This window comes from Idiomarina sp. OT37-5b, from assembly GCF_002968395.1.
Classification (GTDB): Bacteria; Pseudomonadota; Gammaproteobacteria; order Enterobacterales; family Alteromonadaceae; genus Idiomarina; species Idiomarina aquatica.
The window spans coordinates 645,474-668,074 of sequence record NZ_CP027188.1 but is presented as its reverse complement, the minus strand read 5'-3'; the positions used below and the strand labels follow the sequence as shown (position 1 = coordinate 668,074).

The 22,601-nt window shown below is 50.7% G+C and carries 24 protein-coding genes; 3 read left to right on the top strand and 21 right to left on the bottom strand.

Features of this window, described 5'->3' with window-relative positions; all coding sequences use genetic code 11:
* Window positions 1–27 precede the first annotated feature (27 nt).
* From C5610_RS02990 to C5610_RS02905, 18 genes are all read right to left on the bottom strand, one after another.
* A complete protein-coding gene (locus tag C5610_RS02990; protein ID WP_105305835.1) occupies window positions 28–330 on the bottom strand; it encodes a hypothetical protein in 303 nt (100 codons plus the stop codon).
* Window positions 331–332: 2 nt separating this feature from the next.
* Window positions 333–761, bottom strand: a complete 429-nt coding sequence (fliS, locus tag C5610_RS02985) for a flagellar export chaperone FliS (RefSeq protein WP_105305834.1) — start codon at window positions 759–761, stop codon at window positions 333–335.
* Window positions 762–782: 21 nt separating this feature from the next.
* The gene (gene fliD, locus C5610_RS02980; RefSeq protein WP_105305833.1) at window positions 783–2,177 is read right to left on the bottom strand and encodes a flagellar filament capping protein FliD; all 1,395 of its coding nucleotides are present in this window, start codon (window positions 2,175–2,177) and stop codon (window positions 783–785) included.
* A 23-nt stretch (window positions 2,178–2,200) separates the two neighbouring features.
* Entirely contained in the window at window positions 2,201–2,596 is a 396-nt protein-coding gene (locus tag C5610_RS02975) for a flagellar protein FlaG (protein WP_158682647.1), read from the bottom strand.
* A 183-nt stretch (window positions 2,597–2,779) separates the two neighbouring features.
* On the bottom strand, window positions 2,780–3,733 hold the full coding sequence (locus tag C5610_RS02970) for a flagellin (RefSeq protein ID WP_105305831.1): 954 nt from the start codon (window positions 3,731–3,733) through the stop codon (window positions 2,780–2,782).
* A gap of 217 nt (window positions 3,734–3,950) precedes the next feature.
* Window positions 3,951–5,159 (bottom strand): flagellar hook-associated protein FlgL, encoded by a 1,209-nt coding sequence (gene flgL, locus C5610_RS02965; protein ID WP_105305830.1) that lies wholly within the window; start codon window positions 5,157–5,159, stop codon window positions 3,951–3,953.
* A 15-nt stretch (window positions 5,160–5,174) separates the two neighbouring features.
* On the bottom strand, window positions 5,175–7,193 hold the full coding sequence (gene flgK, locus C5610_RS02960) for a flagellar hook-associated protein FlgK (RefSeq protein ID WP_105305829.1): 2,019 nt from the start codon (window positions 7,191–7,193) through the stop codon (window positions 5,175–5,177).
* Between the two features lie 106 nt (window positions 7,194–7,299).
* Window positions 7,300–8,316: a flagellar assembly peptidoglycan hydrolase FlgJ gene (gene flgJ, locus C5610_RS02955; protein WP_105305828.1), complete on the bottom strand. Its 1,017-nt coding sequence runs from the start codon at window positions 8,314–8,316 to the stop codon at window positions 7,300–7,302.
* Window positions 8,297–9,397 (bottom strand): flagellar basal body P-ring protein FlgI, encoded by a 1,101-nt coding sequence (locus C5610_RS02950; RefSeq protein ID WP_105305827.1) that lies wholly within the window; start codon window positions 9,395–9,397, stop codon window positions 8,297–8,299. Before C5610_RS02950 ends, flgJ begins: the two co-directional genes overlap by 20 nt.
* Before the next feature lie 14 nt (window positions 9,398–9,411).
* Complete coding sequence (flgH, locus tag C5610_RS02945) at window positions 9,412–10,086, bottom strand: flagellar basal body L-ring protein FlgH (RefSeq protein ID WP_105305826.1); 675 nt, start codon at window positions 10,084–10,086, stop codon at window positions 9,412–9,414.
* A gap of 22 nt (window positions 10,087–10,108) precedes the next feature.
* A complete protein-coding gene (flgG, locus tag C5610_RS02940) occupies window positions 10,109–10,897 on the bottom strand; it encodes a flagellar basal-body rod protein FlgG (RefSeq protein WP_105305825.1) in 789 nt (262 codons plus the stop codon).
* A 23-nt stretch (window positions 10,898–10,920) separates the two neighbouring features.
* On the bottom strand, window positions 10,921–11,664 hold the full coding sequence (flgF, locus tag C5610_RS02935; protein ID WP_105305824.1) for a flagellar basal-body rod protein FlgF: 744 nt from the start codon (window positions 11,662–11,664) through the stop codon (window positions 10,921–10,923).
* Window positions 11,665–12,065: 401 nt separating this feature from the next.
* Window positions 12,066–13,412 (bottom strand): flagellar hook protein FlgE, encoded by a 1,347-nt coding sequence (gene flgE, locus C5610_RS02930; RefSeq protein WP_105305823.1) that lies wholly within the window; start codon window positions 13,410–13,412, stop codon window positions 12,066–12,068.
* A 15-nt stretch (window positions 13,413–13,427) separates the two neighbouring features.
* Window positions 13,428–14,111 (bottom strand): flagellar hook assembly protein FlgD, encoded by a 684-nt coding sequence (locus C5610_RS02925; protein WP_105305822.1) that lies wholly within the window; start codon window positions 14,109–14,111, stop codon window positions 13,428–13,430.
* Window positions 14,112–14,124: 13 nt separating this feature from the next.
* Complete coding sequence (gene flgC, locus C5610_RS02920; RefSeq protein ID WP_105305821.1) at window positions 14,125–14,577, bottom strand: flagellar basal body rod protein FlgC; 453 nt, start codon at window positions 14,575–14,577, stop codon at window positions 14,125–14,127.
* 15 nt (window positions 14,578–14,592) lie between these two features.
* Window positions 14,593–14,991, bottom strand: coding sequence for a flagellar basal body rod protein FlgB (gene flgB, locus C5610_RS02915; RefSeq protein WP_105305820.1), 399 nt, complete (start codon window positions 14,989–14,991; stop codon window positions 14,593–14,595).
* A gap of 226 nt (window positions 14,992–15,217) precedes the next feature.
* Window positions 15,218–16,051: a CheR family methyltransferase gene (locus C5610_RS02910; RefSeq protein WP_105305819.1), complete on the bottom strand. Its 834-nt coding sequence runs from the start codon at window positions 16,049–16,051 to the stop codon at window positions 15,218–15,220.
* 45 nt (window positions 16,052–16,096) lie between these two features.
* Window positions 16,097–17,041: a chemotaxis protein CheV gene (locus C5610_RS02905; protein ID WP_105305818.1), complete on the bottom strand. Its 945-nt coding sequence runs from the start codon at window positions 17,039–17,041 to the stop codon at window positions 16,097–16,099.
* 178 nt (window positions 17,042–17,219) lie between these two features.
* Here C5610_RS02905 and flgA point away from each other — a divergent pair, with 178 nt between their 5' ends.
* The 3 genes from flgA (at window position 17,220) to flgN (ending at window position 18,783) form a co-directional block, all read left to right on the top strand.
* Entirely contained in the window at window positions 17,220–17,933 is a 714-nt protein-coding gene (gene flgA, locus C5610_RS02900; RefSeq protein ID WP_105305817.1) for a flagellar basal body P-ring formation chaperone FlgA, read from the top strand.
* Between the two features lie 92 nt (window positions 17,934–18,025).
* Complete coding sequence (gene flgM / locus C5610_RS02895; protein WP_105305816.1) at window positions 18,026–18,358, top strand: flagellar biosynthesis anti-sigma factor FlgM; 333 nt, start codon at window positions 18,026–18,028, stop codon at window positions 18,356–18,358.
* A gap of 20 nt (window positions 18,359–18,378) precedes the next feature.
* Window positions 18,379–18,783, top strand: coding sequence for a flagellar export chaperone FlgN (gene flgN, locus C5610_RS02890; RefSeq protein ID WP_105305815.1), 405 nt, complete (start codon window positions 18,379–18,381; stop codon window positions 18,781–18,783).
* Here flgN and C5610_RS02885 read toward each other — a convergent pair.
* From C5610_RS02885 to C5610_RS02875, 3 genes are read right to left on the bottom strand one after another with little or no spacing between them, the layout of a single operon-like run.
* Entirely contained in the window at window positions 18,780–19,010 is a 231-nt protein-coding gene (locus tag C5610_RS02885; RefSeq protein WP_105305814.1) for a hypothetical protein, read from the bottom strand. The two genes, flgN and C5610_RS02885, sit on opposite strands and share 4 nt — an antisense overlap.
* Window positions 18,989–21,214, bottom strand: a complete 2,226-nt coding sequence (locus tag C5610_RS02880) for a putative inorganic carbon transporter subunit DabA (protein WP_105305813.1) — start codon at window positions 21,212–21,214, stop codon at window positions 18,989–18,991. Before C5610_RS02880 ends, C5610_RS02885 begins: the two co-directional genes overlap by 22 nt.
* Window positions 21,198–22,532 carry an NADH-quinone oxidoreductase subunit L gene (locus C5610_RS02875; protein ID WP_105305812.1) on the bottom strand — a complete coding sequence of 445 codons (1,335 nt, stop codon included), beginning with the start codon at window positions 22,530–22,532 and terminating at the stop codon, window positions 21,198–21,200. Before C5610_RS02875 ends, C5610_RS02880 begins: the two co-directional genes overlap by 17 nt.
* Between the last annotated feature and the right edge of the window lie 69 nt (window positions 22,533–22,601).

The window sequence follows — 22,601 nt, the reverse complement described above, 5'->3', positions numbered from 1 at the left end:
TACGATGAAAAGCATGTTTAAGCAACGTTATTCCGGCTTAATATCTTGATAATTCCGGATGGTTTTTTTGCCGGTACTTAACTTCGTAAGAGCTTCCCGAGCCTCTTTGTGCTCAAGCTCAAATTTCTGTTTATGTGGCTCTATTGCCCGTTGAAAACTGACAATAGTATTACCTTTCTCTTCGTCCGTGAATTCATCATTGCTCATCAGCGCTGACATTTTGTCAGGCAAGCATTGCATGATAACAGAACACTCTCGCTCGCTAAGCTCCTCGTCTTTCAGCTTAAGCAGAAGCTTTTCGAGCGATAGACTGCTTAGGTCTTCTGTCATTTTTACAGACCACTCGCCTGAGCTTGCTCTAATTGACTAACGGCAACTGTGCGCTCTGACACCGGAATAGCATCCCACGCTGACTTTATTTGTTTTAACAGACTGCTTACTTCATCCAAAACATTTACATCTTTACTTACCGATGCATCAGACAACCTTTCAGTCATGTACAAATACAAATCGTTCAGATTTTCAGCAACTTCGCCACCATTATCCATTTCAAGGCTGGCTCGTAAAGACTCAATAATGGCTAAAGCTTTACTAATATAAACGCTTTTATTTTCCAGATCATCACGCTGAATAGCGCCTTTTGCATAGCTAATGTTTTCAATTGCACCGGCCATCAGCATTTGCACCAACTGGTAAGGGTCTGCGCCCGCTACCCGAGCCCTTAATGAACCTTGGGTGTAACCTTTTAACTTCTTATTCATTTCTACTCCTCCAACGCTCGATTAATCTTTACCACCAAAACCAGGAAGGTTTGAAAGCTGAGCAGATAAATATTGCTGAGTGCTTTGCATTTGTGCCAACATCGTATCCAAACCAGTATACTTTTCGCGAAGCCGAGCCTCTAACTGCTCCATTCTATATTGGTGGGACTCGCGAGAATCATCAAGACGATCCAAGTTTTCGTTCAGTGCTTTCTCACGAAAAGTGATAGCACCTCGCGAGTCAATGTAGTTATCCATCAATCCTTCAAACTGACTAGCAAAACCTTCGGCGCTGGAGAAAACCTTAGCAACGGAATCAATATCCTGATCAAGTGCCTCATCAAAGCTACGAACGACATTTGTTTTTTCCAGCTTACCTTCGTCATTCATACTAATGCCAATATCAAATAAAGTCTCAAAATCACCGGCATTAGCGACTTTGCTGGTTAACGTGCTTGCCATTTGCCGCTCCAGCCCACGCATTGTCGCGTCAGCTTGCAAGGGAGCGCCTGTAGCAGTTGCTTTGTTCATTACATCGATTACGGTGTTGTAACTCTTAATAAATTCGTCGACAAGTTTAGTCACACCTTCTCTGTCACGCCCAACCTCTACTACTGCATTTTCACCGGCCTCACCTACTGCTTCGGCTGTTACCGTGGATCCTTGGATCACATCTTTAAAGGTGTTAGTACTATTTGTGGCGACAATTCCGTCAATTACTATTTCAGCATCCATTGCTTCATCGCCCGCTGCAATTGTCATACCGCCGGCACCACCGCCATTAGCTACTGTCGACAACGCATCTAGTTCTGCATTATCGTTAGTCACTTCTAGGTCATTACCAGCGCCCGTCACTTCTGAGTTGTAAACCAGCTTCGCCTCACTACCTGTATTAATAATATTCGCGGTTACGCCAAAATTATCGGCTGATTCATTAATCGCCTGACGAATATCTTCGAGTGTGGCATTGGCATCTACTGATACTGAAAAGCTCTCTGTTCCAGCCCCAAAAGTTAACGTGCTTGCCTGGGAGGTAATCACATCATCAGCTGAGGTAAATGCACCGTCGGTCGAAACAGCTCGGGAGCCTTGAGCAAGCTGATTAACTGCAATATCAAAAGTTCCAGAAGTGGCCTCGTTACCAGCAGAGAAAGAAATAATGTCACCCGATGCAGGCTGCGTAATAGTAGCTGTCCGCTTCGCAAACTCATCAGGGTTCGCTAACTTAGCCATAACATCGTCTAATTTAGAGAGAGCAGACTTTACCGACCCTAATGAAGATAACTCGGTAGAGTAGCGTCTTTCTGCCTTGGCAAATTGAACTTGCTTGGGCTGGTCACTAGCTGCTACTGTCGACTTGATAATAGACTCAAGGTCTAAACCAGAACCTACACCTGCTGATGAAAATAAGGGCATAGTAGTTCTCCTCTCTCGCTAAATTAAATCTTCTGATCGAGCAAAAACCCCGAACGCTCAGCCTCTTTGTCGGCCATTTCATCCAAAGCTTTAGAAAGTTTCACCGCCAGCTCAGATGGAATTTGCCGAATTGTATCTCCACTCTCTTTATCTATAACTTTGACGACTAGCGGTTCACCCTCTTCCTCAAAAATAAACTGAAGACTGGTGTTTCGAATTGCGTCAGAGCGGTTCATCTCTTCGACAACATCGGCTACGGACTGTTTATCATTTTTGGAATCTTCTCTCTTTACCTGTTCTTCTTGCTTAACTTGCTGAACAGTATCAATGACCTTCTCTTTCTTTTCTTGCGAGGGAAAGCTTTTCTCTGACAATGCATTATAAGCAACTGGAGAACTATCAATTTTTAGTTCAGCCATAATGGTCACCATTATTCCGTTTTCATTATTTAAGCACAAAAATGAGCTTAAAACATTTATCCTTGTTTGTTATCGGAAACCATTGAGAGAAACTTTAGAATTTTTTGTACTTTTTTTAAACATAAAAAAACCGGAGCCAAAAAGCTCCAGTTTTTAAGCGTAAACTGATTATCTCGGAAGAGATTATCCAAGTAACTGCAGGGCAGCCTGTGGACGCTGGTTAGCCTGCGCAAGGATAGTCTGAGAAGCCTGCTGCAGAATCTGAGCCTGAGTCAGTTTTGCAGTTTCAGCCGCAAAGTCAGCATCTTTAATACGTGATTTTGCTTCACTCAGGTTTTCAGAAACATTCCCTTGGTTACGAATCGTTGATTGGAAACGGTTCTGGGTCGCACCCAGCTCAGCACGTTTCTTATCAACTACCGCAACCAGTGAGTCCATACCTGCTAAAACGACCTGAGCATTAGCTTCTGACGTTACAGAAATAGTACCTGATACAAACATGCTAGCGAAAGTCGCGTTATCGGCATCCGCAGCATAATCAGAGCCAACAATAGTTGAAACTTGGTCACCAGTTACCACAGACGCAACTCCGGCAATACCCGATAAAGTAAAGCCATTGTTTGCGCTGATTGAGGCATCAGATCCTCCAACCTCAGTCATGGTAATACCGATAGTCTGGTTAGCATCGGCGCCTACTTGGAAGTTAGCTGAGTAACTACCATCTAGTAAGTTTTGACCACCAAAAGTAGTATCACTCGCAATACGGTTAACTTCGGTCATTAGGGCATCAATTTCTTCTTGAATTGCCACACGATCTTCATCAGTGTTAGAACCGTTAGCAGCCTGCTGAGCTAGTGTACGGACACGTTGGAAACTGTTAGTAATTTCGTCTAACGCACCTTCAGCGGTTTGAGCCAGAGAGATACCGTCGTTCGCGTTACGGTTACCTTGGTTAAGTCCGTTGACCTGTGAGTCAAGTCGGTTTGAGATTTGTAGACCAGCAGCGTCATCAGATGCGCTGTTGATACGGAAGCCTGACGACAAACGTTCGAATGCTTGGTCAAGCGAGTTACCTGAGCTGATCAGCTGACGCTGTGCGTTCAATGAGCTGACGTTAGTGTTTACATATAATGGCATAATAATGCTCCTCAGTTTTCTAGCCTAAGCTTGGATTCAATCGTTGTTGCCAAGCTGGAGGAATCGTTTTGGCTTCGTGTTTCGCCTGGTTAAATTTTCCTCTCGTGAATCATATCGGCAGGGTTTTAGGGAGCTTTAGGATTTTTTTAATTTTTTTGGTAAAAAGACAACTCGCGCTAGGAGCGCGAGTTACAGAACAAAGACGCGAGACCCAATATCATAGATAATCAAATAAACTCAAACGCGACACGCGGGTAAACACTTGTTGTGCCGCAGAATAGATGGTTTCGTTTTTTATCAGATCAGTTACAGCTGTTGAGTAATCAACATCCGAGATATCGGCACGAGCTTTTTTGTTTACGATCTCCAGGTCAGCGTTACTCAACTTAGTATTTTCCAGAACGTTCAATCGCGCACCAACTTTTCCCTGAGTATTCGTCAAGCTAGAAATCGCTTCATCGAACGCAGTCAGTGAACTCGCTATTTCTTCTCTAAAATATTCTGGTGTATTATCGGCAGAGCCCTCAAGAGAAGCGGCCAAGTCACCTATTTGGGTCAGAATATTCCGTGACACTGGTTCTCCAATGTTCAAGTCTATCTGATCACCAACTCCCATATCTTCAGAAGTCTTTATTGAGATTCCTTCAAATTCAATTTCCATACCGGGAGTGTATGTACCGGAAGCTAATGTAGCACCTCCAGCATTCACAACCTGGAAATTATTACCTGCTGTAATTTGAACAGTAGCCGATTGAGTATCAGGATTTGCCGAATCCCAATACGTATCCAGGTCATCAATGTTGCTCGCTTTCAGTTCGTCAACGAATCCCTGACCGGCGGTGAACTCGACATCAAGCCGTTTCGATAAGGTTCCAAAAACCTTGCTGCCGGGATCACCAGCCGGTAAATAAAGGCTCGGCGATAACTGAATGTTACGTTGCCCGTCATCGCTGCGATAACTGTATGACCGAGAAGCGTCATTATATTCCATCGGCTGAATACGGTTCTGAAAGCCTGCAAAGATATACTCACCAGATTCATCCTGCGCATTTGCAAGGTCAAACATCGCCTGTTCAATATTGCGCAACTCAAGTGCAATCGACTCTCGATTATCCTCGGAAAGGCTACCGTTACCGGCATTCACGGCGAGTGTGCGAGCCCGTTGAATAAAATCCACCATATTCGACAGTACGCTTTCTTCGCGACGCAGGTTGTTTTCGAGTGTCACAGAGTTACGGTCAAACTGCGCATTTTGTGCGAGTTTTTCATCCAAAGCTAATACCTGAGAGTTACCGATTGGATCATCAGCCGGACTCAGGATGCGCGTTTGCTTTGTCAATTGCAGTTGAACTTTATCTAAACGCGATTGAGAAGAGGTCAAGCTATCTTGGGCGCGTTGATAGAATAAATTGGTACTTAAACGCATAGTTAATTACCTCTGTTAACCCAATGACCGCAACAACGTGTCAAAAATCGTTTGCGATGTGGTGATAATTCTGGCCGATGCTGTATACGCTTGTTGATACTGAATTAAGTTGGCTGCTTCTTCTTCTAAGTTAACGCCAGACTTTGATTCATATAACGCTTCGGTTTGGCCTTTGATGGCTTCCGCAGAGTCGCGTAATACACGAGTTTGACTTACTCGGCTACCGACGTCCGATACCAGCCGGCCGTAACTTTCATTGAAGGTCATGGTAGGTTCATAGTCTTCAGCGCCGTCCCGACGCACCAATTGCTGACGCTGCAGGTCAGTCAACCTCTGGCCGTTGCTGTTATCGTCAAAACCATTTTCGTTATAGGCAATAGTAAACTCATCTCCTACCGCCGGTTCCCCGACGATACTGATGTCATAGTCAGGATCGCCTCCTTCGATTTTACCTATTATATCAGTTAAATCATTGGTATTAATAAGGGTTCCCAACGAGTTACCGTCTTTGTCAAACAACTCCAAATCGTACAAGTTGCCATTTTTTCCCGTAATTTCCACACGGGCCGGAGCCGAGCCCAACAACGTATTATTGGTGGTGTCGTAATATTCATCCGGTACATTAATCTGACTTAATTCAGCCGTGGCAGATCCGGTATTATCGATATCATCAGTAACACGCACCGGGCTCGCAAGCGCTAAATCTTCCGGACGGCGTACGACCAGTTCGATCTCGCTCGCGGCGCTTTCAGCGGGCTTAACTAAGAACCGGTCGCCATCTGCCGCACCAGCTGCATTGGTAACGTCCAAACGCACACCGTAACGCACAACATCAGCACTGCCGCCGGTCAGCGAGACACTAACAACCTCAGCGCCTTCAAGGGGCGCCCCGGTACTGTCAACAGCGACAATATCGTACTCATTGTCGGCAGCATCATAAGTCACTTGCAGATTTTCCGACGGAAAAGATTCGCTATTTCCTTCAAGTACCGACATGGTTACGTTTGCAGAGCCAGTGTTTTGCTCATACGCCAAGCCTGATGCTTGCGTTTGGGTTAAATCAAATAGTTTCCGACCCAACTGGTTATCTAAATCAAGACCTTTCTGGTTTTGAGTATTTAAACTGTCCGTAATACGCACGGCCAGTTGCCCTAAGCGTCGCTGGGTTGGCATCAACACCGTATCGCGATACTCAAGGTAACCGCCAACGGAGCCACCCACTTGATCCGCCGGCACTAAAAACTCACTTTTAGAACCGCTGCCATGTTGCTTTTGTAACACAAACTCGAGCCGCTCAGTATTAGGATTATTCTTTGCTGCCACCGAATTAAAACGACCGTCTTCTAAAACCAGCGGTTGACCATTTTTTAAGTTAACGCTTAGCCCTCCGTTGTCCCGCTCGACGACACTGAATTCAACCAGCTCGGCTAGCTTTCGCAGTTCTTCATCCCGTTGGTTAAGCAGTGCATTAGTATCACCGAAAGAGTTATTTCCGCCTTTCGAAGCAAAAATTCGTTCGTTCAAATTACCGATATTCTCAGCGAGTGAGTTAATTTGATCCGTCGATAATTTAACTCGCTCATTAATAATGGTTTTTTGATCGTTCAGATAGGAAGAGAAATCATTAAACTTGGTAACCATACCGTCTGCTTCCGCTAGTACCAACTGGCGAGCAGTTACAGAACCCGGATCGTTATTTGCGTCCTGCAGGGTGTTAAAAAAGTTTTCGATAGACGAAGCTACGTTGGTGGTACTGTCACCTAATAAGGTATCGAGTTGCTCAGCCTGCTGCAGGTTTGCTTCGTAAAAACTGACTTTTGAGATGTCCGTACGCAACTGGCGATTCGCAAACTCATCGATCATCCGCTGTACGCGGACACGCTCTAAACCACCGTATTGTGATTCCAAATACTCCGTACGTTCACGCACATAGCTTGGGGTATTGGCATTGTTAATATTCTGACCGGTCGTCTGCAGACTTTGCTGATGCGACAGTATGCCGTTTTTACCAATGTTTAATAAGTCGAAACTCATTCGTTACTCCCCAATGCTCATGGCTCTGTTATCGGCCGTGGCGTTTAAAGGTTTAGTCCGGGCGGCAAAAAATTGCCGGTTTTTTTTCTTGCGCCGAAGCCGCAAGCTACGGTGTTAGCCGATTCATTACGGCCTGGATCTTATCCGCGTACTGCGGGTCGGTGGCGTAGCCGGCTTGTTGCAGTTGGCGCGCGTACTCTACCGGTTTATCCGCTACTTGCAGTGCCTGCTGATAGCGCGGATGCCCTTTAATAAACTCAACGTAGTCCTGCAAGCTTTGTTCCACATTTTGGTAACTGCGGAAGGCAGCGCGTTCTTTTTTCGCCACGTCGCCGTCAAATTCCAATGTCGCGACATGCGACTTATCACCGTTCCAGCGCTGATCGGCTTTGATATTAAATAAATTGTTACTCGAACCACCGTGACGGCCCGGGATTAAACGCTGGCCCCAGCCCGTTTCCAGTGCCGCCTGAGCCACCAGAACATCGGCATTAAGACCGTGCTCTGCCGCCACTTTTTCGGCGTGCGGTTTGATCGCGTCGATAAAGTCCTGCGGCGTAGTAAACCGCGCTTCGCTATCGCTGAGCTTGGCCGTGTTAACGCGCTGGTTACCATAATATAAGCCGGCATCGATACCGCCCTGGTCGGACAGGGTTTGTGTTGCAACCGGTTCATGACTTTTCGGATTACTTGCCATGCGCGCTTCACCTAAATTGGCACCGTAGCGCTGGGCGTCGTTCAGGCCGGCCTGACCGCTTAACTGTTTGACCATCAAGTCGGCCAGCCCCAGTGAGCCTTGCGAGGACAATTCCGAGGTCAACTGCTGGTCATACATATCACGGTACATATTGCCGTAGCGGCTGTTGAGCATATTACCTTCGGCAAACACGTCGTTGGCTTTACGCATGCTGCCAAGCACCATGTTCAAAAATATGGCTTCGAACTGCTGTGCCGCGGCGCGCAGCGCCTGTTCTTTATTGTCGCCGAACGCTTCTTTACGCAGCGCGTCCAGCGAGTGATTGTCCAGCACCGCACCCGTCGCGCCAGAGGCGCGACCTACACCCGCCTTTGGCGCAAGTTCAAACAGCCGCGCAGCGTCGGTATTAAATAACGATGAGCTCACCGGAAATCGCTCCTGCTTGCTTCAATGCTTCTAACACCGCAATCATGTCGCCCGGTGCGGCGCCGATTTGGTTTACCGCCCGTACCAGGTCGTTCAATGTGGTGCCGGGTTCGAACACGAACATGCGGGCATCGTCTTGCTGCACATCGATGATGCTTTGTGGGGTTACCACGGTTTCACCGTCGCCGAACGGGTTCGGCTGATCGACCTGAACGTTTTCGGCAATGGTCACCTGCATATTACCGTGGGCGACGGCGGCCGGGCGCAGTTCAACGTTTTGTCCGACCACGACGGTACCGGTGCGGGCGTTAACAATAATTTTTGCGGCCCCCTGAGCCTGTTCCACTTCGAGGTTTTCTAATGTCGACATGTAGCTGACGCGTTGGCCCAGATCCCGTGGTGCACGAACCCGAATTGAGGTGGCATCCAGCGGTTGTGCTGTGCCCTCACCGACCAAACCGTTGATGGTTTCAGCGACGCGTTTGGCGGTGGTGAAATCGGACTGATGCAGGTTAAAAGTAAAGTAGTCGCCGCTGCCAAAAGAGGTGCGGATTTCCCGCTCAACGGTGGCACCGCCTGGGATGCGGCCAACGGTCGGGGTATTAATCACAATCCGTGAACCGTCGTTGCCTTCAGCACCAAGGCCTCCGACAATCAGGTTACCCTGCGCGACCGCATAGACTTCGCCGTTAGCGCCTTTCAAAAAGGTTTGCATCAGGGTGCCGCCGGTCAGGCTGTCGGCGCTGCCCACCGAGGATACCGTGACGTCAATCTTTTGACCCGGCTTCGCGAACGGCGGAATGTCGGCGGTGACGGCTACCGCGGCGACGTTGTTAATTTTTGGCCGCTCGCCGGCCGGTACATTAATACCAAAGTTACCGAGCATGGTGCGGAAGGTCTGGTCGGTAAACGGTGTCTGTTCACCGGTACCGGGCAGGCCCACAACCAGGCCGTAGCCAACCAGCTGGTTATCACGAATGCCTTCTACCGAGGCGATGTCTTTAATGCGAGAAGCCTGTGCCGGTAATACCAGGGACACCAGACTCACTGCAATGACGACAAACTTTATGCAACGTAACATCGTTCAGGTCTCCGTTAGAACGGCCAGATGGGGCTGTTAAAGAAGCGCGTTAACCAACCTTGTTCCTGCACGTTGGCAAGGGTGCCGGTACCGCTGTATTCGATCCGCGCGTTGGCTACCCGGGTTGACGGAATGGTGTTGTCGGCACTGATGTCCTGCGGCCGGATCATGCCGGTCAGGCGGATGTATTCATCGCCGGTGTTAATCCGCATCCACTTTTCGCCACGCACAATCAGGTTGCCGTTAGCCAGGGTTTTTATCACGGTAACGGTGATTTCGCCGTTCAGCTGGTTGCTTTGATCGGCATCGCCTTCACCGCTGAACGAACGGGTGCCGCCAAAACTGGCCGACAGCGGATTGCCGTTGATGCTGACGTCGCGACCAAACAACTGCGGCGACGGCAATTCGGTGTTGCTGTCTTTGGTGGTTTCGGTCGATGACGATTTACTGGCGGTGGTGCGTTCCTGCAAGCTAACGGTAATGATATCGCCTAAACGCCGCGCTTTAATGTCAGAATACAAGCTGTCAGCGTACTGCGCCTGAAACAAGGAACCGTTTGGTACCACCGGTTGCGCCCGCTCTTCGGGTAACACCGGTGCGTACATCGGATCATCCGGCATTGGCTTGGGTTGGTTCGAGGCACAACCGGCCATCACCAGGCTTGCTAAAATTAACGCTGCAATACGCATAACATCACCTATTCCGTTTATCTTAAAGCTGCTGACTGATGTAACTGAGCATCTGGTCAACGGACGAAATCACTTTCGAGTTCATCTCGTAGCCCCGTTGCGACTCAATCAGGTTAACCAGTTCTTCGGTTACGTTAACGTTCGAACTTTCCAGTGCGCCCTGAATGGTCGTGCCCATGCCATCAACGCCCGGCACTGCCTCTAACGGCGCACCGCTGACTGCGGTTTCTTTATACAGATTCTGGCCGATGGGTTCTAAACCGGCTGGATTGATAAAGCTGGCTAAGTTGATTTGCCCGACAACCGCGTTATCGGCATTGCCCGGCTGTCGCACGGTTACTTCGCCTTCCTGAGAAATGCTGACCGAAATCGCATCTTCTGGGATCTGAATCGCCGGCTCCAGCGGGTAACCGTTACCGGAGGTAACCATTTCCCCTTCTTCATTTAATGAAAACTGGCCGTTGCGAGTATAAGAAACCGTGCCGTCAGGCATCAGGATCTGGAAGAAGCCCTTGCCGGAAATCATCACATCCAGTGAGTTGTCGGTGGTTTGTACGTTACCCTGGGTGTGTGATTTTTGCGTGGCCACCACCTTGGTACCGGCACCAATCATCAAACCGTTCGGCAATTCCACGTCTTGCGCTGACTGGCCACCGGGCTGGTTGATGTTTTGATACAGCAGATCTTCGAACACCGCGCGGCTTTTTTTGAAACCCACGGTACTGGCGTTAGCCAGGTTGTTTGAGATAACCGAGATGTCGCGCTGCTGCGCGTCCAATCCGGTTTTACTGATCCATAATGCTGGGTTCATGGTGTTGCTCCTCTACCGGCCGATTAGCTGATGCGCATCAGCGATTCAGCTCGCTGGGCGTTTTCATCGGCGGTTTTCATCATTTTTACGTTCATTTCGTACTGGCGCTGCAGTGCGATCATTTGGGTCATTTCTTCGACGGCATTAACGTTACTGCCTTCCAGCGCGCCTATCGATAGTTTTACGTTGGCATCGGCGATGGCCTGTTGTCCGTCTTTCAGCTCAAACAAGCCGTCGTTGGTCTTTTTGATGTTGCCGTTGGGTGGGTTAACCAGTTTGATCCGGTCAACCAGTTCCATGGCGTCTTCCGGTGCGCCTTGTGGGCGAATGGATATATTGCCGTTGGCACCGATGGTGAGGTTATCAACGGGCATCGGAATAAAGATGGGGCCAGCATCGCCCATAACCGGCTGTCCGCGGTCGTTTTTCAGCATGCCGTCGGGGCCGATTTCTAAACTGCCATTGCGGGTGTAGCGTTCGTTGCCGTTTTCGTCTTGTACGGCAATCCAGCCCTGCCCCTGGATGGCAACATCAAGATTACGGCCGGTGGTTTGCAGTGCGCCGCTGGCAAAGTTTTGCCCCGGGCTTTCTGTCATCGAGAACACGCGGGTTGGTAAGCCTTCGCCAAACGCTTGCATGGAGCGAGCTTGTTGTAAGTCGGCTTTAAACCCTGTGGTGTTGGCGTTTGCCAGGTTATTGGCGCGCAAGGCGACGGCGTTCATGTTTTCTTTTGCGCCGCTCATTCCAATCCAAAGCATTTTGTCCATCGCTGACCTCCAGCCAAAAATTTGTCGTCTTGGTCGGATATATGCAGACATCGTGCCAACATGCGCCTTCGGCGCGGTCGTTTGCCCTACGGGCGGTTGTTTGTGCCTGCGGCACGGCTTTTGGCCACTGCGTGGCGGCTGTTTTCGGCTCCGCCGAATACAGCCCTCGCGCTAAAAGCGCGAGCTACGGAGTGTCAGTAGCTTGCGCTTTTAGCGCAAGAAATAAAAAAAGGGCTTGCGAATGCAAGCCCCTCATTATGTTTAAACAGCCATCGGCGAGCGAAGCAAGCCGATAAACAGCCGTGCCGCAGGCACAAACAGCCGCGACGAAGTCGCAAAGAGCATCGCGTAGCCGAAGAAAGCATCGGCGCAGCCGAAAGCCCTCGCGCTAAAAGCGAGAGCTACCGGATCTGCAAGATCGTCTGGTTCAGCGTGTTATTCACTTCCAGCGAACGCGAGTTGGCCTGGAAGTTACGTTGTGCTGAAATCAAGTCCACCAGTTCTTTGGTCAGGTTGACGTTGGAGTTTTCCAGTGCGGAGGCTTCAATTGAACCAAAAGTACCGGAATTTGCTTCACCTGCCAGAGCCTCGCCTGAGTCAAGACTCTGACGCCATTTGGTTCCACCGATTTGAGTCAAACCTTGCTCATTAGCAAAGCGTACAAGTGCAACTTGCCCGAGGTACTGAACATCACCATTTGAATACGTAGCGGCAATTAGACCGTCTTTACCAATATCAACATTGGTCAGTCGGCCTACGGTTGTTCCATCTTGATCCAGTGACGTTACCTCATAGTCCGACGCAAACTGCGTTGGTGTTGTGGTTCCGGTTTGGTCTTGGAAATTAAACTGTATCGTTTGTGCCGTAGCACCATTATCTAAATAGGGACCAGACGGGCCGGAGCCACTCAGGTCAAGTGTTCCGGGCGAAAAAGTCTGCTCGCCCGCCGCCAAATCAGGTTCGCCGTTACCTAAAAAGCTAACATTCAAACCATCATAGTTGTCCGTTGACGGTGCTGTAGATGGCGTGCCCCCAGGCGTTGTTCCTAAGTCAATTTGCTGACCGTCAAATGTCGCATAAATATCCCAAGAGTTTGGCGCACGTTTCACATAGTAGGTGGAAAGTACATGTGACTCTCCTAACGAATCATATACAGTCGCCGATGTGGAACTGTGATAAGAAGACGGATCGTTAGGGTCAAACGGTGTCGCTGTGCCATCAATCGTCGCAACCCGCGCGTCAACATTAAATGCAGTAAATACGTTATTAGTACTTTGAGGCGCGCCAGCTACATCTGGGATACGAATAGGTTGGGTAGTCGCTAAACTTGTCGATGTGGTTGCTCCACTATTACGGTCAACCTGATAGCCCTGCAAGTAATTGCCCTGGTTATCCACAATGAATTTATCATCATTAAGTTTAAAAGCGCCTGACCGCGTATAGGTCATATCGCGCGAACCCAGATCATCGGTCGTGGCAAAAAAGCCGTTACCACTGATTGCCATATCTAACGAGTTATCAGTAAAGTCTAGTGTTCCCTGACTGAACTGCTGAGCAACTTGCGATGTTAATACACCGTCACCTACTTTTGTGTTACCGGCATTAAAAATACTCGTTGCGTAAACGTCAGCAAATTCTGCGCGGGACTGTTTAAAACCCGTCGTTTTAACGTTCGAAATGTTGTTGGCGGTGGTATCAAGATCTTTTTGTGATGCGTTGATGCCGCTAAGTGCAATATTAAATGACATAAGTCACCTCACTAATTATCCAATCTCTGTGACATCAGCAAAATTGATGCCACCTAAGCCTTTAAGGTTTAAAACAATGCCGCGGTCGCCGCCGGTACTAACGCTTTGAACTGTGGCGTGCATTTGTAACGGGAGCTCTTCACTGCTGTTGCCGACTCGGCCATTGGCGGTAAAGCTGTATTTGCCGGCCGGCACTTCATTGCCGGCATCATCCAGTCCGTCCCATTCAAAATCTTTTGTTCCCTGAGGCAAATCACCCAGGTTAATGGTTCGCACCACAGCACCCGTCTCATCCTTTATGCTCAAGCGCACATTTTGAGCGGTTTGTGGAGCAGCAATCATACCCGATGCGCCGGCACCGGGTTCAAGTGATGCTGTTGACGTAGGTACCAAGACTTTACGACCTACCAACGTTGATGCCTGCAGAGCCTGGTTCGAGGTCATATTTTCAGTGAACTTGGTGAACTGTTCCTGTAACCCGGTAATGCCCTCAGCCATCGTAAAGCTAGTCATCTGAGCGATCATCTGATCGTTCTCCACCGGCTTGGTCGGATCCTGCATGTTCAACTGTTGCGTTAACAGTTTGAAGAAGTCTTCCTGCTCAAGCTTTTGGTTTTCATCCGGATCGGCATACTTCGTTTGCTCTTCCTTCTGCCACCGTAAGTTATCGATATAGGAGTTATTGCTTACGCCTTCCATCGGTTATCTCCTGTTAGGCCTGACCGAGGCGCAGTAAACGCTGGGTCATAGTTTTCGCGGTATCCGCTACTTGCACGTTGGTCTGATAGGAACGCGAAGCGGAAATCATGTTGGCCATCTCTTCCATGGTGTTGACGTTTGAGCGGTAAATGTAACCGTTTGCATCGGCCATGGGATGATTTGGCGCGTATTCGATTTGCAGCGGTTTTTGGCTTTCAACAATGCCTTTTACTTTGACACCAGCGGCTTGCCCGGCCTGAGTTTGATTGGTCAGGCTGTCACCACGGTAGTTACCGCCGGCATCCGCCAATGCGGTTGCAAAGACCGGGTTGCGGGCGCGGTAGGTTTCTTCCACGCTGCTACTCACGGAGTTGGCGTTCGCCAAATTACTGGCGGTGGTATTGAGGCGCACTGACTGCGCACTCATTGCCGATCCGCTGATGTTGAAAATGTTAAATAAGCTCATCGTTGCTTACCTCGCCTATTGGCCACTTAACGCTTTCTTGACGCCTTTGATGCGGCCGTCGAGAAAGTTCATGGTCATTTCATATTCCAATGCGTTTTGTGCATACAAGTTTTGTTCCAACTGCACATCAACGGTATTGCCGTCACCGGTATCGGGTTGCGTGGGTACGCGGAATTTTTCTTGTCCGGTGGGTTTGATTTCGACGTTGAAGTGTTTTTCGTGGGTACGCGCTAACTTATAGCTGTCCATGCCCCGCTGTGCTTGTTTCAGTGCTTGCTGGAAATCAAGGCCTTTGGCTTTGTAGCCGGGGGTGTCAGCGTTAGCGATATTGTTGGCAATCATCTCCGCACGCTGAGTGCGTACGCCCAGCGTGTATTGCTGAATGCCCATGAGTTTGTCCATGGAAAGTGCCATTTTTTCGTCTCCCGTTGGTTCGATGTGGGAGATGATGCAGAGATCGTGCCAACTTGGGCTCCGTCGCTTGCGCCTTTGCCGCAAGCCGATGAGTCGCGCCAAAGGCGCGACCTACCGCAAGGGGCATAGCCCCGCCTGGCAAGTGTGCGTAGCGCACGCCGAGCAAGGCCAAGCGAAGCGAGGCCGCCAAGCAAGCCGCCAGCGGCGGCGCCAGGCGAAAGGCGCGTCAGCGCCTTTTGTAGATAATTCCCGGGTTGCAGCGGATCATTTCAAATTCCTCGGTGAGGCCAGAGATGGACTCAGAAGCGCCGAGGAAAAGATAACCGCCGGGATTAAGCGATTGCCGGAATTGGGCAATAATTTTCCGCTTTACGTCAGCAGAAAAATAAATCAGCACGTTGCGGCAAAAGATGATATCGAATTTACCGAGCAGCGCGTAGCTGTCGAGCAGATTGAGGTGGCGGAACTGGACGAAACTTTTTACGTCGTCTTTAACCTTCATCGAGCCGGGTTTGCTGCCTTCCGTGAAAAACTTCTTTTGCCGCTCGGCGGATAAGCCGCGGGCTATGGCAAGGCTGTCGTACTCGCCGATGGCGCATTGTTCCAGCACTTTATTGGAAATATCGGTGGCGGTGATGCGGATACCACCTTTTAAGGCGCCGGGGTTTTTGGCTTTGTACTCCAGGTAAGTCATCGCCATTGAATACGGCTCCTGCCCGGATGAACAGGCCGATGACCAAATTTTGACGGGGCCGGAGTTATTCTTAAATTCCGGTAACACCCGGTTGGCCAAAATTTCAAACGGATACGTGTCCCGGAACCAAAGGGTTTCGTTGGTGGTCATGGCATCGATGACGGCGGCGCGCAGTGCCCGCTCGCTGATTTTCATCGATTTTTTAACCAGCTCAGACAACGAGTCAATATTGAACTTCGTCATCAGCGGACTGAGACGACTTTTAACCAGATACAACTTATTTTCACCCAGTACGATACCGCACTGATGCTCTAAAAACTGTCGAAACTCCTGGTATTCTGCCGGACTGAGTTCTTTATTGATCACGTTTCTCTACTGCATTGTTCTTGTTATTCAACGGCATAGTTGCCGTTACTCAATTTCGATGTCTGCTGTTGCATTAAGCCATTTTTTAACGGCGGTTGCCAGCTCATCAGGGTGGAACTTGGCAATAAAATCGTCTGCGCCAACTTTTTTTACCATGGCCTGATTAAAAACACCGCTTAATGATGTGTGCAGAATAACATGAACGCCTGCTAATTTGGGATCCGCTTTGATTTCTGCGGTTAACGTGTAGCCATCCATGACCGGCATTTCCACGTCGGAAACGATGACCGGTACGTGCGGATGCACGTCGCCGTCGACTTCTTTGGCTTTTTCTTTGAGCCAATCGAGAGCCTCTTTACCGTTTTTCTTTATTTCCAACGGTATTTCAAGGGACTGCAAGGCCCGCTTGATTTGTCCGCGGGCTACGGCTGAGTCATCGGTAATGAGAATGGTGAGGTTGTCTTTTGCAACATTGATCGGCTGATTCGCGACTTCCTCACTGATGTCGCTGTTAACCGGGGTAATGTCGGCGAGAATACGCTCAACGTCGATGATTTCAACCAGCTCTTTGTCGATTTCGGTGACTGCGGTCAGGTAGGCATCCCGCCCGGTACCGCGCGGCGGCGGCAGGATTTCTTCCCAGTTGATGTTAATGATGCGGTCAACGCCGCCGACCAAGAAGCCCTGCACGGTACGGTTGTACTCGGCAATAATAATGAAGCGGTTGTGAATATCGGTAATTTCCGGACCACCGGTCGCCATGCTTAAATCAATGATTGAAATGGCCTGACCGCGAATGTGAGCGATGCCCCGCACCAGACGATTGCGGTGCGGCATGGCGGTCAACTTGGGGCATGGCAGTACTTCGCGTACTTTAAACACGTTAATGCCAAACCGCTGTTTACCGGAGAGTCTGAACAATAACAACTCTAACCGGTTTTGGCCGACCATTTGTGTGCGTTGATTCACCGAGTCCAGAATACTGGCCATGTTCGCTCCTTTACTGGCATGCCCTGGGTGACATTCCTGCCTGTTGGCACACTCTTTGCTTCGTTATTAATCGTTCTTTGTGCCGCGACGTCATCGACAAAAAGTTGACGCTTTACACATTCTTCCTTTGTACAGGATGTGTCGGCAGAAAACCATTAAACCTTAGTGGAATTACACTATGATAATACGCAATAGCTTATTAATCAGTTTGTTTTTGATCATAGTTCATTCAAATGCGTTTGCGAATGATCAAGACCAGCCGACGCAGCGCTTTGATCATAAAGCGCTGCAGTCGCTTGCACACGAGTTTGTGCAGGCTCAGGTGATTAAACCGGATAACGGTCGGGTGGATATCGTCGCCAACAATTTGGATCCGCGCATGGTGGCAAAAACCTGCGCTTCACAGCCGCAAGTTAGTTTTGCCTCCAATTCGGGCCTGGACAGCTACACCACCGTCGAGATTCAATGCACGGCACCGACCGCCTGGCGCACCTATGTGCCGGTGCGAATTTACCGCTATAAGCCGGTGATTACTGCGGCAGTACCGATGTCACCGGGTCATTTGGTGACCCAGGCGGATTTGACCACCACCGAAGTGGACATCAACCGCATTCGCTCGAACGTATTTACCGACGCTAAAGCCCTGATCGGTGCACGCATTAAAAAGCGCATTCGCTCGGGTCAACCGATCGAAGCGAGCGATACCTGTCTTGTGTGTTCAGGGGAAAAGGTTACAATAGTGGCCAAAAATAAATCACTGCGTATTACCGCGACCGGAAAGGCACTGGCCGACGGCCTTAAAGGTGAATCAGTGACGGTTGAAAACGTACGTTCTAACAAGGCGTTAGAAGCGGTTGTGACCGGTTTAAACGAAGTGACGGTGCAACTGTAAACGGCAACAACGAAAGTGCACAAAAAAATTAAAGGTTTCTCGCAAAGAGCCGATAAGGGCACGAGAACTTCTATCTAGCGAGGCGAGAGAATATGCCAATTAATATCAACAACAACGGTTTAAAAAACACCAACATCGACACTAAGACTAATCGTCAGGTCGATGCAGGTAGCACCGCGGGTAATAGCCCGGCACCCGCCAAAAGTGGCGGCGGTGACTCGGTGTCGCTGACCTCAGAAGCGCAGCAGCTGAGCCGTTTACAAGAAAAAGCAATGGGCAGCAGCGGCATCGATCAAGCCAAAGTTGACCGCATCAAAGCGCAAATTGAAAGCGGCTCGTATAAAGTCGATGTTGAGCGGTTAGCGTCGAAACTGGCCGAATTTGAAGGCGACCTGTTCGGTGGCCAGACCAACGGCGACGAATAATCGAGGCCGACGGAGTATCAATGTCAACGACCGCAACACCGGTACATGAGCTTCTACAACAACTGGCTGACTCGCTAGATGCCCTTGCTGTGTCACAACAGCAGGAATTACAAGCCATTGTAGAACGCCAACACGGCCGCGTTGCGGAGCTGGCAGAGCAGAAAGCTCAGCAGCTGGCTGAAGTCAGCGAACTGGATGCGGCTTTACGCGAGCACCCTGAGTCCAATCTGTTGCAGGACGACGAACAACTGGCTGCACAGGTGGCCGACATTAAGCAGCAACTGACCGGCATTAAAGCGCAAAACGCGGTTAACGAGCGGGTTGTCCAGTCCACCCTAAACAGTATTGAACAGCTAAAACAGACCATCCTTTCCAATGCCAGAAAGGACAGCCTGACCTATAACGCTAAGGGTAAAATCCGCTAGCATTTAAAGGTAACCGGGCGCTGCAAGAACGGATTTTGCCGTTGCCACAACACCTCTTTCATCTCCTGCTCGGTTTTCAGCCCTTTATCCACACTGCCGTCTTCATGCACCAGCGTAAAGGGTTTATTGAACGGCCGGTTACGCACACAGTCGTACAAATCTTTCATCAGAAAACAGGTGGTTTCCGTGACGGTTTTCTGGCTCGTTACTGATGTTGTAGTCGGCATAGCTCACCTCTTGGGTTGAGTCGATAAACGTCAATCCATTGATTTTGATACAGTTGATTAAAGTCACCGGCTTGCGCCAGCGCTTTATGAATACGGGGTTCAGACGCTTCTATAATGACGCTCAGACGCACCGGTTTGTGCACGTAATCGCTGCCGTCATGCACCGATTGCCACGCCAGCCCCAGGCGGAGATCACCACCATTGCCTTCGAACACGCCAATGTCATTGGCCACCCGGTTGTGCAACAGTTTGTTGCCGCTGCCCATGCGCAGCGGGTCGGTGACGGCGGTGTAGTATTGCCAGTTAATCCAGTTAGCAACCAGTCCCGGTGCGGACAGCAGCGCCGTCAGCAGCGAACCGTCGGCGTCTAATGCTTCATCGTAGTCGTGCAGAAAGCTGCGCCCCTGTACCGCGTCGTCGGCTAAGCGCCCGGCGTTGCCGAAAAACAGCGCTTGGTTACCGGCCAATCCCCATTCGGGCCTCAATTCCGCCCAGTGATTGGCCCGCGTAGTCCGGTTTGGTTGCTGTTGCTGTAACTGTGCCGATGCGCTGGCAAAGGTTTGTTTGACCTGCGCCGGAACATCTTCGGACAACCAGACGATGTCGTCGGTGACGGTTTCGTGCAGCGCGGCGTAAAATTGCGTCGCCTGCGGAATGGCGAAGCCATGCTCACTGAGGCGCTGGCGGATAGCCGACTGATTCAGTAAGTGGCACAACACCCGGGCACTCAGTGCGCCGGTCTGGCCGCCGCAGGCACCGCAGTTCATTCCGGCCCGTTGCGCGTTGTTGCTGTGTTTAGCACCGTGACCGACCAGCACCACGTGCTCGGCAAACTGCGTAAACTGCATGCCGGTCAGCGCCTGTGCGCATAGCTCGGCCAGTTGCTCGCAGGTAACGGCGCGGCCGTTGTGATAAATCTCCGCATCGGCATCAAACTGAGCGGTATCGAGCGAGCCCTTAATGCCTTTTAACAGCTCGCCGAGTTTGGCCAGCCCCAGCGCCTCAACGCCGGTAAACATAGAAGCCGGACTGTTAAACGAGCGCGACAGCAAGTCTTTAAAGGATTTATCCGGGCTTTGCTGACGGACAAAAAAGCTTGGCTGTAACAACCCCGGTACGTGCGGTATTTGCTGGTCGCCCTGTTCACGTCCCAACGGCACCCCGAAAAAACCGGCAAAGCCTTTGCTGTTGACCGTCATTCCGTGCTCACGACCGGCCTGTGCCAATGCCCGGCGATAACGATCCGAGCGCACATCGATACAGAACACAGCCTGCAACTGTGGCGAATCATTACGGTCGGCGTCTGCCGCCGGCTTAAATTTAAGCGCACTGAGCTGTGACCGCTCGTAGGCGCGTTGCCACTGCCACAGGCTTTGTTGCTGGGCAATGATGGCGGCAACGGCGTCATCACTGTCACGCAGTTGCTGTTCAAAGTCTTGTTTAATGGGTTCAAACACCGCCTGATTGGTGCGATCTGCCAGTTGCCACAGCAGATAATCCCAGGCCATGCGGATGGCCAGCAGTTCCAGTAGCCACTGGCTGCCGTGCTGACGATCCTGATAACTGAGTGCCGAAGCCCAGCCCAGCACGTCAATGATCAGCGCCTGGCAATAGTGTTCAGCGGCAGCGCTCGGTGCGCTACCAAACCAGAGCTGCTCACAAGCTTCAAATAAGGCCTCGGGACTGTCCGGTAGCTCGGCAAACAATTCGTTCAGGTCTGCTTCGTCCATCAGGGTTTCAATACCGCGGTCGGCACGTGAAATGGTCAACCAATGCTGGTACAGCGAACTGTCCTTACCCTGCCCCTGAAAGCGCCGGGGAAACTGCATAAACAGCCCGCAACTTTGGCTGATCTGAAACACCACTTCATCGTGCCAGAGCATTTTGCGACGGCGCTGTTGATAACGGTCCACCAAATGGCTGATGTTCTGCCAGCGCGGCGTGTCAGACAACTGAGTTAGCTGACGACGCATGTCATCCGTCACCAGCGCCGGTTCGATAGCACCCTGCTCATAGTGTTGCTGGTAGAACTCCGGTGACATGGTCAGAGCGACGTTGCCGCAGTAGCGCCACTGCGCAGCAACTTCCGTTAATGGCTGCTGACGGTATTCCCACAGCGGATTAACCGCCACCCATTGTGGCAACGGCCACTGCGGTGCCACGCGGGCGACCGCCAACTGAGCCTGGTTAGCGAGTTTGCTCATACAACTTTCCTTTTACCGCGACGTTATTGCGAGACTGGTAATAGTGGATCGGATGGCTTGGCCACAGCCACAGCACAAATCGGGTCAGCCACTCGTCCAGATACAAACCGGCGTTAAGGCTGATAAACCAACGTTGGCTGATGGCGTACTGCGGGGTGTGATGGATTAACCAGTAACTGATGGCAAACAGATTAACGATACCGGCAACGGCAAGCTCCAGAGCCAGGTCAATGCTGCGGTTGTCCATCACATTACCGGCGGCCCAAACCAACAGCGCGTAGGCACTGAGCAGCGCCAGTGACAACAACAGACGCCATCCCCAGCGATTGAGGTTCATCCATATGGTTGCCAGCACCATCGCCAGCAGTGCCGACGGCAGCCACTTTGGCGAGCCGGTCAGCAACAGCGCGGCGCCGAGACACGCCAGTTGAAAGCCGAAAAATACCACCACCACCCGCGGCAGCGAGCGCGCTTCGGATTGTTTAACATAAGCGACTTCGCTGACTGACAGGAACGCATGGGCTTTGTATACTGAGTGGGCAACCAGGTGCAGCAGCGCCAGGTCATAGTAGCCCAAGCCTATTTCCAGCAACATCAGGCCCATCTGGGCGCTGGTCGACCAGGCCAGACGTACTTTGATGCTGATGCGGGTGGCCATGATCAATGCCGCCAGACAGCACGACACCACCGCAACCAGACACAACAGCCAGATGGCCGGGGTGGAAACACTCCAGACCGGGGTGGTGACCAACAGCAGCAGTCCGCCCAAATTGATGATTCCGGCGTGCAGCAGTGCCGACACCGGCGTGGGGGCTTCCACCACCTGGATCAGCCAGCCGTGCAACGGCAGTTGCGCGCACTTGATTAACGCCGCCATCACCAGTGCGATCGCCGCGGCATGCTGCAGCAGACCGACCGGCTGCTGCGAAATGCTCGCCAACGCGGCGTCGAGATAGCCGGTGCCGGTTTGCCAGTACACCAACACGAGAGCGATGCCTAAAAAGGTTTCTGAGCAACGCGCCAAAATGAATTTCTTGTGCGCGGCCAGTACGGCACGATCGCGTTCCGGATAAAACATCAGCAATTGATGCAGCAGTAAGCTGATGGACACCCAGGCGGCAAAGAACAGCAACATGTGGTTGCTTAGGATCAATACCACCACCGCGGTCAGACACAAGGTCATATAACGCATAAACACACTGCGGCGTGGGTCGAGACGGAAGTTGCGCCACGAGTAACGCAGCACCACCATTGCCAGAACTCCCACCAGTATCAGCAACACGGGTCGTATGCCGGAGATTGTCAGCCAGTCGAACATAGTACTTCCTGTTGAATTGGATTGTGCTAAGTTTGGCGCTGGTGCTAAATTAAGTAAAATAGATATAAA